Raw genomic sequence first — 12579 nt, forward strand, 5'->3', positions numbered from 1 at the left:
CAGCCTTCTACTCAACAATTTTTTCACGAACATTTGGATCGAATTGTTGTGCACGCAACATAGCAATTTCGAATTTATATGGCGGCTTCGCAGACGTTTTCTCACCGACATATGGCGTTTCTAAAATTTTTGGCACGTGCGTAAGCTGTGGGTGATGCACTATATAATTGAGCGCATCGAAACCGATATAACCAAAGCCGATATTTTCATGACGGTCTTTACGGCTTCCACAAGCATTTTTACTATCATTAATGTGCAATACTTTGAGACGGTCAAGCCCAATAATGCGATCGAATTCATCTAATACTCCATCAAAATCATGAACAATATCGTACCCGGCATCGTGCGTGTGGCACGTGTCAAAGCAGACAGACAATTTGTCGTTATGTGTCACACCGTCAATGATTTTCGCTAACTCTTCAAAACGACTTCCACATTCTGACCCTTTTCCCGCCATCGTTTCTAAAGCAATTTGTACTTGTTGGTCAGTTGTAATTACTTCGTTTAATCCTTCAATAATTTTTTCAATTCCTGCTTCAATACCTGCGCCAACGTGCGCTCCCGGATGAAGAACAAGCTGCTTGGCGCCAATTGCTTCCGTTCGTTCAATTTCTGAACGTAAAAAAGAAACACCTAAAGAAAATGTATTGGCATTAGTCGTATTACCGATATTAATAATGTACGGGGCATGTACAACAATTTCATCAATCCCATGTTCTTTCATATGGGCAAGTCCTTTTTCAATGTTTAGCTGTTCGATTGGTTTCCGTCTCGTGTTTTGTGGCGCTCCGGTATAAATCATAAACGTATTTGCCCCATACGATACCGCCTCTTTACTCGCGGCTAGCAACATCTCTTTTCCGCTCATTGATACGTGCGAACCAATTTTTAACACGTTCTTCTCTCCCTTATTTCTTTTTCGCTCTTTGTTTTTTTAACTGCTCTCGCAATTTTTTCTTATATCCTGGTTTTACTTTCTTTTGTTTTTTCGCTATTTTTTCAACGAGTTGTTCCACTTCATCGACTTTTTTCTCTTTTTTCCGTCCGTTCCATGCATCAAGCTCGATCCATTCACCTTGACGCAAATCACGATGGAGAAAATGAATCCCTTTCTTTTCTAACTTAACTAACGCATGTTGATCGGATGCTTCATAAATCGTTGCAGCAATCCCCTCATAACCGGCACGTCCTGTTCGCCCAGCGCGATGAACGTAAAAATCTAGGTCTGACGGCAATTCATAGTTAATGACGTGACTGACGCCTTCAATGTCAATTCCGCGCGCCGCTAAATCAGTTGCAACAATATATTGAAATTGTAAATCACGAATCGCTTTCATCATTTTTTTCCGTTCACGTGGTGATAAATCTCCGTGTAACACACCTACTTTTAATCCTTTATCAATTAAGCCGTTCGCCACCTCGTCAGCTGTTTTTCTTGTATTGACAAACACAAGCGCTAAATATGGGTTGTAGCTCACTAACACGTCATGTAAAAGTTGTAAACGGTCGCGATGACGCAACGGAATTAAAATATGTTCAATCGTTTGTGCTGCGATCTGTTTTGGGGTGATATGAATATGAGTCGGATTCTCCATATACTTTTTCAAAAACGGCTTCAACTTCTCTGGAACAGTAGCAGAAAAGACGAGCATTTGTAAATTTTCAGGCATACGACCCGCGATGCGATCGACATCTACAATAAACCCCATATCAAGCATCACATCTGCTTCGTCAACGACGAGCATGCGGGCAGTATGAACAAATAACGCTTGTTCGCGAACAAGATCATCAATGCGCCCCGGTGTACCAATGACAAGATGAGGTTGTGTTTTCAGCTTTTCAATCGAACGCAACTTATCTGTTCCGCCAACAAAACAACGGGCTGTAATGCGGTGATCATTCGGACAAAACTTTGTGATTTTTAACACTTCATGATAAATTTGCGTTGCCAATTCACGCGTCGGTGCAGTAATGACCGCCTGTACTTCTGCTACACGCGGATCGATGCGCTGAATGATCGGCAATAAATAAGCGTGCGTCTTTCCTGTTCCCGTCTGCGACTGGCCGATGACGCTTTCACCACGCAACACAGCAGGAATGACACGCTCTTGAATCGGTGTCGGTTTATGGAATTTTAAATGTTGAATCGCCTCTATAATAAACGGATGAAACGGAAAACGCTCGAACATCGTTTCTCATCCCCTTTCTCAGTTCAATAAAAAAATAGACCAGTTATATATTATATACGAACATCAATCGTTCATTCAACTATATGAGCTTTCTTGCATATCGTAATATAGATGAAATAAGCACAACACATAAAGAGAGGAGGAACTTCATTGCGACGTCCATTTATGTTTCCACCTTCCCATCCACCGATGCCATCTATGTGGCAACAACCAATGATGCGGCAAGCACAAGGAGGCATGTTTTCACGATTGTTCGGCAGCCAACTGCCTACACAAGCTTTCGGTGCTCAAGGAGCATTACCGAGCATTGATTCGATGTTAACAAATGTACAAAAAATGTTAAACATGGTCCAAACGATTACCCCGATGGTGCAACAATACGGTCCACTCATTAAAAGCGTACCATCGATGATGCGAATTTTTCGCGAATTGAAACAATCTGACAACATAAACGAAACAACTGAAACAGCCAATGCAACAAGTGCAGCAACAACAGAGAAGCAAATGGAGCAAAAAATAACGAGAAAACAACGCCCCGTTCCAACAGTAAAAGAACGAAAACAACAACAAACGGATGAAAAAGGGAAATCTGTTCCAAAACTATATATTTAACTTTTGTATGTTCGCTTCTTCTTTTATATAATGAAGACGACAAACACGCCAAGAAGGAGCGATCCATATGGAAGTGATTAAAATTACGCCACGCGGATATTGTTACGGAGTCGTTGATGCGATGGTCATCGCCCGCAACGCTGCGCTCGATCCGACGTTGCCAAGACCGATCTACATTTTAGGTATGATCGTTCATAATAAACATGTAACGGACGCGTTTGAAGAAGAAGGAATTATTACACTTGACGGGCCAAATCGACTTGAAATTTTAGAAAACATCGATCATGGCACAGTCATTTTCACTGCCCACGGCGTTTCACCTGAAGTAAAACAACGAGCGAGAGAAAAAGGACTTGTCACCATTGATGCTACATGCCCAGATGTCACAAAGACGCATAATTTGATTCGCGAAAAGGTCGCTAACGGGTATGAAGTCATTTATATCGGTAAAAAGGGACACCCTGAGCCTGAAGGGGCAATTGGCGTTGCTCCACATGCTGTCCATTTAATTGAAACGCCTGAAGATGTAGAACAACTGGATATTCAATCGAAACGCATTATTGTGACAAACCAAACGACAATGAGCCAATGGGACGTGGCACATATTATGGAAAAAGTAAAAGAAAAATATCCTCATGTCGAGATGCATCGTGAAATTTGTTTAGCGACGCAAGTACGGCAAGAGGCGGTCGCTGAACAAGCGAAAGAAGCGGATGTGACGATCGTTGTCGGTGACCCAAGAAGCAATAACTCGAATCGACTCGCACAAGTATCGGAACAGATTGCCGGAACGAAAGCGTATCGTGTTGCAGATGTAACCGAAATCGACATTGAATGGATTAAAGATGCAAAAAAAGTAGCGGTTACTGCCGGAGCATCTACACCAACACCAATTACAAAAGAAGTTATCGACTTTTTGGAGCAATTCGATCCAAACAATCCTGAAACATGGAAACGCGAGCGAAAAGTACCGCTAACAAAAATTTTACCGAAAGTGAAAAAAAGAGGCGAATAAGCCTCTTTTTTATATGAACGTAAACGGCTCTGTATTGGCTTGCGATACGTATATATCGATATCAAACTTTTGTTGTGCACACATCGTTTTTAATACGTTTGCAACTCCTTCTTTCATCACCTTTTCGACGTGATGCCCAGGATCAACGACGTTTAAACCGAGCATTAACGCATCATGTGCGACATGATAATATAAGTCACCTGTTACATACACATCAGCACCGCTCATTTTTGCTTGATGAATATATTTATTTCCGTCTCCACCGATAACAGCTACTTTCCGAACGCGATTTGTTAACTCCCCAACGACACGAACTGTCGGCACGCGCAACGATGTTTTCACATGTTGTGCAAATTGCTGTAACGTCATCTCTTCACTTAATGTCCCAATTCGACCAAGTCCATATGTCGTTCCTTTATTGTCAAGCGGATATACGTCGTACGCCACTTCTTCATACGGATGAACTTGTAACATCGCTTGAATGACTTTTCGTTGCAAACGTGCAGGAACAATCGTTTCGATGCGTACTTCTTCTACCGTTTCTAACTTCCCTTGTTGACCAATAAACGGATTTGCTCCTTCTTCTGGTAAAAACGTTCCCATTCCTTCGCTATTGAATGTACAATGGCTATAGTTTCCGATATGTCCCGCACCGGCATCACCAATGGCTTTGCGCACCGCATCTGCGTGTGTGCGTGGCACATATACAACGAGCTTTTTTAGCGGCTCTTCATATGTTGGAACGAGCACATCTACGTTTTGTAATTGCAATGCTTCAGCGAGCCAATCGTTCACACCACCTTTGGCAATATCTAAATTTGTATGCGCAGCATAAATAGCAATATTATGTTTAATGCACTTTTCAATCATACGTCCATACGGCTGATCGGTCACAATATGTTTGAGCGGCCGAAAAATCGGTGGATGATGCGCAATAATTAAATCGATCTCATGTTCAATCGCTTCATCGACAACATGTTCTAATACATCTAACGTAATCATAACACGATGAATCGGCTTGTTTAACGTACCGATTTGTAATCCGATTTTATCGCCTTCCATCGCTAAATGTTTTGGAGCAAACTGCTCAAACAACTGGATGATTTCATATCCGTTTGGCGTTTTCATCGTTTTAAAGCCTCCTCTACCATCTGCAATGTTTCGAGAAATTGTTGCTTCTTTTTGATCGCCTCGTCCGTTTTCGCATACTTCAATTGCTCGATGACATTCTGCCAATGTTTCATTTCCATATCCCATTTTTTCCTAAACACTTCATTTCGCTCTTTCAATAAAAACGGACCGAGCAACAGCTCCACATGAAGTTGGGTGTACGGACGATAAGGATCACCACGTTCTGCAACAAGCACTTCGTATATTTGCCCATCCTCTTCCAAGATGCGCTCATCAATTAATTCCCATTCGTTATTTAGTAGCCATTGTCTTACGATATGTGCACCGACATTTGGCTGTAAAATAAGACGTTTTACAGCTTCTAACTTCTCTTTTCCATTTTCTAAAATGTTCGAGATGAGCGTTCCTCCCATTCCGGCTATTGTTATACAATCTACTTCATTAAGCGCTACAACTTGTAGGCCGTCTCCTTTGCGAACGGAAATGACGTGAGAAAGCCCGCTCTTTTCGACTTGTTGCTTTGCAGAACGAAACGGTCCATCTGCCACTTCACCCGCAATTGCTTTTGTTATGTATCCGTGCAAATACGCATAACACGGCAAATATGCATGGTCTGAGCCAATATCTGCTAGTACGCTTCCTTTTGGAATAAATGACGCGACCGTTTGTAACCGTTTAGATAGCTGTAATTCGTTCACAAACATCACCCACACTTTTTTCTTCAGTTTATCATGTTTTGCAAAAAACGAAAAATCCCTTCACCGAAGTAAAGGGACTTTTTCGCTTCGTTTATTTTAATTCAGAAAGCCATTTTGCCATTGCGTCCGCTTGGTCTGCAGGAACTAATCCACCTGGCATGCTTCCGAGACCGTTTGTGATGACTTCTTTAATTTGGTCAACAGATAAACGATCCCCGACACCTTTTAATGCTGGACCAACGCCACCTTCATAGTTAGCACCGTGACATGTTACACAGCTTTTTTTGTAAATATCTTCTGGACCCGCAGCAGCTGTCTCTTCTGTCTTTGCGCCGCCCTCTTTCTCTTTCGCAACTTCTTTCATATCTCCGAGGCCTTTCACAGACAGAAAGAAAATGAGTCCAATTCCCATCACCATAATAAGTACAAATGGGATTAATGGATTACGATTCATACTTTACCCTCCCTTATGTAATAAAGCATGTTTTTCAAAATGAAAACGTTACAAACAATTTTATTGTACTTTAAATTCCCATAAAGGAAAAGCCCTGTATGTAATTTTTTTAAACGAAAAATGAAGAAAAAAGAAGAATGATGCCAACAACGCCCGAAATGACAAAATACACGAGCGAAAAACGCCAACCGATCAACAACCAAACAAAACAATTACATATGACTGTGATCGCTAACGCACTCGTGCTTTCAGAAAAGAAAATATCTGATACGCGAATCGAAAGAAGAAGAAGCGACAAAGCACCCACAATGAGAGCGATATGGGTGAGCATTTTATGTTGTACAAAAAAACGAACGGTCATAAAACAAATTATGACAAAAAGTGACAAAATGAGCGTTTGCAAAACGAACGACAATTCAGTAAAATAAATGACAAGAAGGGCAAACGGCAAAAAGACACCGATCATTATCATCGTCACTCGAATAGCCCATGCCGGAACTTGCTTCGTTGGCTGTTCAACATCGTCGCGATTCCCTTCCGTATACAACGCAAGCAAAAAGTCGCAATATTGTTCCGGTAGCAATCGCGTTTGTTTCCAATATTTAATTTCATTAATAATGATTTCTTTTCGTTTTTGTTCCATTGAATACGCATTCCTTCCTAAATAAAGAAATAGCTTACTTCCATTGTAAGAAGTAAACTATTTCTTGTAAACGGTTATTCTAAAAAGTCTTTTAAACGTTTGCTTCGGCTTGGATGACGCAGTTTCCGCAACGCTTTTGCTTCAATTTGACGAATGCGTTCGCGCGTGACGCCAAACACTTTTCCGACTTCTTCGAGCGTTCGCGTACGTCCGTCATCAAGGCCAAAGCGAAGACGAAGCACATTCTCTTCCCGATCTGTTAGCGTATCTAATACGTCTTCAAGCTGTTCTTTCAATAGTTCATACGCGGCGTGTTCGGCTGGAGATGTCGCATCTTGATCTTCAATAAAATCGCCTAAATGTGAATCATCTTCTTCACCAATTGGCGTTTCAAGCGACACAGGTTCTTGAGCAATTTTTAAAATCTCGCGCACCTTTTCTGGCGTTAAATCCATCTCTTCTGCAATTTCTTCTGGAGATGGCTCGCGTCCTAAGTCTTGTAAAAGCTGGCGCTGAACGCGAATAAGCTTATTAATTGTCTCAACCATATGAACAGGAATACGGATCGTGCGTGCTTGGTCAGCAATCGCCCGCGTAATTGCTTGGCGAATCCACCATGTTGCATATGTGCTGAATTTATATCCTTTGCGGTAATCAAATTTTTCGACCGCTTTAATTAAGCCCATATTCCCTTCTTGAATTAAGTCAAGAAAGAGCATACCGCGACCGACATAACGTTTTGCAATGCTCACAACAAGGCGAAGGTTTGCTTCAGCTAGGCGACGTTTGGCTTCTTCGTCACCTTGCTCAATGCGTTTTGCTAACTCAATTTCTTCCTCTGCCGACAATAACGGAACGCGACCAATTTCTTTTAAATACATACGAACAGGGTCATTAATTTTTACACCAGGCGGAACGCTTAAATCGTTTAAATCGAACTCTTCGTCTTTTAAATCATCGAAGTCCGGGTCATCTAAATCCGTATCATCTAGATCAGATTCACCGACAACTTCGATCCCTTGCTCATTTAAATACTCATAATATTCATCCATTTGATCGGAATCGAGATCAAACGGGGATAATCGCTCGGCAATTTCTTCATAGGTAAGAACACCACGTTTTTTACCTAGTTCAACTAATTGTTCTTTTACTTGTTCTAACGTTAAATCGGAATGTGTTGACTTTTCAGCCATTTATTCCCCTCCTTCCAAAATACAAAGACTTTCGCATCGCAATCATTTCGCTAGCAATACGTTTCGCGCGCTCATAATCTTTTTGACGTTCAGCTTCACGCAGTTCTGCTTCTTTTTGTTTAAGCAACTGCTCTTTCGGATAATTGAGCACGCATTGGAGGTAATCTTGTAACTCAGCCGATGAAATATTTTCGTTAATTGGCATCATCGACAATTCCGTAACAATGCGTTTTAGCTGCGAATCATGAATGCGTTCAAGCAACGAGCTCACATCGGGTTCGTGTCCTTCTTCGTAAAACGCATATACATAAGCAGCAATAGCGCGATGCTCCTCGATGTTGAACGCGCCTTCGATCGCCTCTTGTACCGTAAATGCGATCGATTTGTCGCGCAACATATGGGCAATTAACATTCGCTCCGCTTTTTGAAAAGCTGGTAGCAATTTCGCCTTCGCAGGTAAGATGACTGTTTCACGGCGCTCTTGTTTACGTTCTATTTGCTGTTTCTTTCCGTGAATCATCATTTGTTCCCGTAACGCATCGAGAGAGATCGAAAACTCATCCGCCAGTTGTCGCAAATAATAATCGGCTTCGATAGCATTAGATAAGCGACTAATTTCTCTGACTGCTTCTTCAATATAACGAAGCCGTTCGCTTTCATTTTGCAAATGACGTCCGCGCTTCAAATATTCTAGCTTAAATGCGGTAAGCGATAAGCTCGCGTCAAGCACATGATGACGAAAGCGGTCAGCACCATATTTGCGCACGTACTCATCAGGATCGAGCCCGTCTGGTATCATCGCTACCTTAACATAACAACCAGCTTCCGTAAGCGTCTCGGAAGCCCGAAGCGCAGCATCTATTCCAGCTCGATCACCATCGTAGCACACAATGACAGATGAAGCATTGCGCCGAAGCATGCGTGCCTGTTCTTCTGATAAGGCTGTTCCCATCGTTGCTACCGCATGGGAAATGCCAGCTTGCACAGCAGCAATGACATCCGCAAATCCTTCAAATAACACCACTTGCTGCTTTTGGCGCATCGGTAACCGTGCCTCATGGAAGTGATATAAGATGTTGCGTTTGTTGAAAATAAGTGTTTCAGGACTATTTAAGTATTTCGGTTCTTCGTTTCCGATCGCCCTTCCTGAGAAAGCAACCGTCTCTCCGTGATGATTGTGAATCGGAAACATAATGCGGTGTCGAAAACGATCAAAGTATGAGTCCTCGCCTGACTTTTTTACAATTAACCCTGCCCTTTCCATAAGGGGAAGCGAAAAACCTTTATTTGTTAAAAATGTGACAGCCGCATTCCAAGCTGGCAAAGCGTAGCCAATCTCAAACTGTTCAATGATTTCGCGGGTAAAGCCTCTTTGAAGCAAATAATTTAATGCTTCTTCTCCTTCATTTGTATGCATAAGCAAATGATGATAAAACTTTTTTAGCAACTCGTGCGCAGCAATCATCGTAGCTGTTTCTGTTCGCTCAGTTGGCAAATGATCATCAACGACGTGCGACAAATCAACATTTGCTCGTGGTGCTAGCCGTTTGACAGCTTCGATAAAAGAAATCCCTTCAATTTCCATCAAAAATGAAAACACATTTCCGCCTGCCCCACAACCGAAACAATGGTAAATTTGCTTTTCAGGTGAAACGGAAAAAGAAGGTGTTTTCTCTCCGTGGAAAGGACATAACCCAAAGTAGTTGCGCCCTTGCTTTTTTAGTGAGACATACTGTTGAACGATGTCTACAATATCGACTGAGCGACGGATGTGCTCAACCGTTTCTTCAGGAATGCGTTGTCCCATATTCCAACAACTCCAAACATATTTCGACAAAACGTGTGGCTTTGCCCCAACGGTTTTGTATGTTTTTATTCTCCATCGCGCGAAACAATCCTTCTTTTTAAGAAAAAAATATTGTCGAAAATCCCGATGCATTGTCACTTGACAATTAGCTATAAATAGTTTATTCGTCCTATGTTCAGTCTAAACCTGTTTTATCACAATTTTTTATTATAATATAAAAAACGTTAGTTGGCTATACAAATGTTTTTATAAAAAGGAAAAGCACATATCACACGTTGTGACTGTGCTTCGCCTGTTTATTTTTCTCTTTTGCGCATAATATTCATAATGACATTCGCTGTTTCTTCAACGGCTTTGTTTGTTACATCGATAACTTCACAACCAATTTTCTTTACAATTTCATCAAAATATTGTAATTCTTCTTTAATTCGGTCAATGTTTGCGTAAATGGCACGATCATCTAATCCAAGCGATTTCAAACGCTCTCGGCGAATTTCATTTAACTTTTCTGGACTAATTTTTAAACCGAAACATTTTTTAGGCGAAACTTGAAATAGTTCTTCAGGAGGATCGACTTCTGGAACGATCGGCACGTTCGCGACTTTAAAACGTTTATGGGCTAAATATTGCGATAGTGGTGTTTTCGAGGTGCGCGATACCCCAATTAAAACGATATCAGCTCGCAAAATGCCACGAGGATCACGTCCATCATCATATTTTACCGCAAATTCGATCGCTTCAATTTTTCGGAAATAGTCTTCATCTAATACACGAACAGGACCTGGTTCACAACGTGGTGCCATTTGAAATAGTTGTTCCATTTGTTCAATGAGCGGTCCAATAATATCGTATACAGGAACTCCTTCCCTCGCTGCTTCGGCTAATAAAAATTGACGCATCTCGGGTATAACTAATGTAAAGACGATAATTCCTCGGTTCATTTTTGCTAAAGCGACAACCTCTGATAGCGTTCCAACATCTTCTACGTACGGAACACGACGAAATTGAACGAGCGCTCCTTGAAACTGGCTCGCTGCTGCTTTCACAACGAGTTCGGCCGTCTCCCCCGCTGAATCGGATACGACGTATACGATTTGACTCATGTTCTTCCCCCTTTAAAGCACGTCTTCTTTTGCTAACGCGACAAGCACCTTTGTCATGTTTGTTTTTGTAATACGTCCAATGACTTCATACCCTTTGTCCACTTTTTTAACGACTGGCATCGCATCAATTTGTTTTTCAATTAGTTTTTGGGCGACATCAATCAGTAAATCATCTTTTTCACAAAATGTAATATTCGGCATTCGCGTCATAATGATATTGACAGGAATAGACGTCAACTCTTGTTTTCCGATGCTGGCGCGCAGCAAATCTTTTCGGGATAGCACACCGACAAGCAGCGACTCTTCATCCACAACAAACAACGTGCCGACATCTTCTAAAAACATCGTAACAATCGCATCATAAACGCTCATGTTTTCATGAATGACAACCGGAATGGACTGATAGTCGCTCACCTTCATTTTCTTAATTTTATCAGCAAGCAACTGTGTCCCTGTTTTTCCTGTATAAAAATAGCCAACACGAGGTCGCGCTTCTAAATACCCTGCCATCGTTAAAATCGCTAAATCCGGACGTAACGTCGCACGTGTTAAGTTGAGCTTTTCAGCGATATGCTCCCCTGTAATCGGGCCGTGATCTTTGACGATTTGCAAGATTTGTTCTTGACGTTTATTGAGTTCGATTGTCGCTCACCACCTTACAATAGGCTACATTATAACATCATATTATAATTCATCTTCGTATTTTGCAAACAAAAGTGGGAAGCGGACAACGCTATATTTGTCCGCTTTTACCGTCCAACGTATGTAGTTGCTGTAAAAAACGTTTCGTCTTCAGCGAAAGGCCCGAATATTCGTCGTAATAAGATGAAATAATCGTTTTTATTTGTTGTTTCGTTTCCGATTTGACAGCGATTTGACCGATGCGAGACAAATCGACGTAGTAAAAAAGACGAAGTAATTTTAAAACCGATGGGGTCATCGGAATGCGGTGTGGATCGTGCTCAAAACAGCGGTGACACAAAAATCCTCCTTGTGCAATCGAAAAAGCAAACGTCCCTTCTTTTTCCCCACAAATAGCACAACCATCTAACTTCGGATATAGCCCGAATGCCGGAAGCAGCTTCATCTCGTATATATACGTCAACACTTCCGCATCGAGTCCTTCGTTCATATATGTGAGCGTTTGTAAAAGAAGTTCAAATAAATATGGATTCGGACGTCTTTCTTCCGTTGCTTTATCCGTCAATTCGACAATGTATGAAGCGTATGCTGTTAAAAAAATATCTTCACGTATATGGCGCATCGTTGAAAGCAATTCTCCTTGATGCAAGCTTCCAACCCCGCGACTTTTTTGAATTAAAAATATACCGTATGTAAATATTTGCGTGACAGAAGAAAGGCGGCTGCTCGGCTTTTTTGCTCCACGTGCCATCGCAGCAACCTTCCCCCATTCGCGCGTAAATATTGTAACGATTTTATTCGTCTCTCCATAGTCAATTGTTCGAATGACAATTCCTTCGCATTTTTCAAACATATAACATAACCTTCCAAAGTTACAGGACGTGGTAATCTCGTTCACTTAAATGATACGTGGAATCACTCGCCTGCTCTTTCGTTTCGCGTTCTAGCTCCTTAAACAAAAGATACGTGTCAATATTTCCTGTTTGACTAAATAGCTTCCAGGTAAAATCGAGCATCGAACCACACCTTTCTCTCGTTAGTTGACGGTGATTGAGCAGCTCACTTGTAGTTTGCCCGTTTGTCGCTGTCATG

At 41.6% G+C, this 12579-nt stretch carries 14 protein-coding genes; 2 read left to right on the forward strand and 12 right to left on the reverse strand.

The genetic code is table 11. The features are described from left to right. Positions 1-7 precede the first annotated feature (7 nt). Positions 8-895, reverse strand: a complete 888-nt coding sequence (locus BO219_RS06080) for a deoxyribonuclease IV (RefSeq protein WP_077428786.1) — start codon at positions 893-895, stop codon at positions 8-10. Between the two features lie 13 nt (positions 896-908). Then, on the reverse strand, positions 909-2189 hold the full coding sequence (locus BO219_RS06085; RefSeq protein ID WP_077428788.1) for a DEAD/DEAH box helicase: 1281 nt from the start codon (positions 2187-2189) through the stop codon (positions 909-911). A gap of 150 nt (positions 2190-2339) precedes the next feature. Between BO219_RS06085 and vrrA the strand changes: the two genes are divergently transcribed. After that, entirely contained in the window at positions 2340-2801 is a 462-nt protein-coding gene (gene vrrA / locus BO219_RS06090; RefSeq protein ID WP_077428790.1) for a VrrA/YqfQ family protein, read from the forward strand. 67 nt (positions 2802-2868) lie between these two features. Next, positions 2869-3816 (forward strand): 4-hydroxy-3-methylbut-2-enyl diphosphate reductase, encoded by a 948-nt coding sequence (locus tag BO219_RS06095; RefSeq protein ID WP_004889489.1) that lies wholly within the window; start codon positions 2869-2871, stop codon positions 3814-3816. A 9-nt stretch (positions 3817-3825) separates the two neighbouring features. Here BO219_RS06095 and BO219_RS06100 read toward each other — a convergent pair whose 3' ends face one another. The 10 genes from BO219_RS06100 to BO219_RS06145 all read right to left on the reverse strand — a co-directional run bounded on the left by BO219_RS06100 (position 3826) and on the right by BO219_RS06145 (position 12503). After that, entirely contained in the window at positions 3826-4944 is a 1119-nt protein-coding gene (locus BO219_RS06100) for a Nif3-like dinuclear metal center hexameric protein (protein WP_077428792.1), read from the reverse strand. After that, positions 4941-5645 carry a tRNA (adenine(22)-N(1))-methyltransferase gene (locus BO219_RS06105; RefSeq protein WP_077428942.1) on the reverse strand — a complete coding sequence of 235 codons (705 nt, stop codon included), beginning with the start codon at positions 5643-5645 and terminating at the stop codon, positions 4941-4943. The genes BO219_RS06100 and BO219_RS06105 overlap by 4 nt, the downstream gene beginning before the upstream one ends. A gap of 91 nt (positions 5646-5736) precedes the next feature. After that, positions 5737-6099: a cytochrome c550 gene (gene cccA, locus BO219_RS06110; RefSeq protein WP_077428793.1), complete on the reverse strand. Its 363-nt coding sequence runs from the start codon at positions 6097-6099 to the stop codon at positions 5737-5739. 109 nt (positions 6100-6208) lie between these two features. After that, complete coding sequence (locus BO219_RS06115) at positions 6209-6742, reverse strand: hypothetical protein (RefSeq protein ID WP_077428795.1); 534 nt, start codon at positions 6740-6742, stop codon at positions 6209-6211. A gap of 74 nt (positions 6743-6816) precedes the next feature. Beyond that, on the reverse strand, positions 6817-7935 hold the full coding sequence (gene rpoD / locus BO219_RS06120) for an RNA polymerase sigma factor RpoD (protein WP_077428797.1): 1119 nt from the start codon (positions 7933-7935) through the stop codon (positions 6817-6819). Beyond that, a complete protein-coding gene (gene dnaG / locus BO219_RS06125; protein ID WP_077428799.1) occupies positions 7928-9742 on the reverse strand; it encodes a DNA primase in 1815 nt (604 codons plus the stop codon). The genes rpoD and dnaG overlap by 8 nt, the downstream gene beginning before the upstream one ends. Before the next feature lie 296 nt (positions 9743-10038). After that, the gene (locus tag BO219_RS06130) at positions 10039-10845 is read right to left on the reverse strand and encodes a pyruvate, water dikinase regulatory protein (protein WP_077428800.1); all 807 of its coding nucleotides are present in this window, start codon (positions 10843-10845) and stop codon (positions 10039-10041) included. Between the two features lie 12 nt (positions 10846-10857). Then, entirely contained in the window at positions 10858-11487 is a 630-nt protein-coding gene (gene ccpN / locus BO219_RS06135) for a transcriptional regulator CcpN (RefSeq protein ID WP_171699729.1), read from the reverse strand. 91 nt (positions 11488-11578) lie between these two features. Next, positions 11579-12340: a DNA repair protein RecO gene (gene recO, locus BO219_RS06140; RefSeq protein WP_077428801.1), complete on the reverse strand. Its 762-nt coding sequence runs from the start codon at positions 12338-12340 to the stop codon at positions 11579-11581. Between the two features lie 19 nt (positions 12341-12359). Beyond that, positions 12360-12503, reverse strand: coding sequence for a YqzL family protein (locus tag BO219_RS06145; RefSeq protein ID WP_004889477.1), 144 nt, complete (start codon positions 12501-12503; stop codon positions 12360-12362). Positions 12504-12579 lie beyond the last annotated feature (76 nt).

The organism is Anoxybacillus kestanbolensis (genome assembly GCF_001996285.1).
Classification (GTDB): domain Bacteria; phylum Bacillota; class Bacilli; order Bacillales; family Anoxybacillaceae; genus Anoxybacillus; species Anoxybacillus kestanbolensis_A.

Bases quoted from the DNA above. Each gene is read 5' to 3' on its own strand.
- BO219_RS06085 (WP_077428788.1), bottom strand. From the start codon at position 2,189: ATGTTCGAGCGTTTTCCGTTTCATCCGTTTATTATAGAGGCGATTCAA.
- BO219_RS06095 (WP_004889489.1), top strand. From the start codon at position 2,869: ATGGAAGTGATTAAAATTACGCCACGCGGATATTGTTACGGAGTCGTT.
- BO219_RS06100 (WP_077428792.1), bottom strand. From the start codon at position 4,944: ATGAAAACGCCAAACGGATATGAAATCATCCAGTTGTTTGAGCAGTTT.
- cccA (WP_077428793.1), bottom strand. From the start codon at position 6,099: ATGAATCGTAATCCATTAATCCCATTTGTACTTATTATGGTGATGGGA.
- BO219_RS06115 (WP_077428795.1), bottom strand. From the start codon at position 6,742: ATGGAACAAAAACGAAAAGAAATCATTATTAATGAAATTAAATATTGG.
- rpoD (WP_077428797.1), bottom strand. From the start codon at position 7,935: ATGGCTGAAAAGTCAACACATTCCGATTTAACGTTAGAACAAGTAAAA.
- dnaG (WP_077428799.1), bottom strand. From the start codon at position 9,742: ATGGGACAACGCATTCCTGAAGAAACGGTTGAGCACATCCGTCGCTCA.
- BO219_RS06130 (WP_077428800.1), bottom strand. From the start codon at position 10,845: ATGAGTCAAATCGTATACGTCGTATCCGATTCAGCGGGGGAGACGGCC.
- recO (WP_077428801.1), bottom strand. From the start codon at position 12,340: ATGTTTGAAAAATGCGAAGGAATTGTCATTCGAACAATTGACTATGGA.
- BO219_RS06145 (WP_004889477.1), bottom strand. From the start codon at position 12,503: ATGCTCGATTTTACCTGGAAGCTATTTAGTCAAACAGGAAATATTGAC.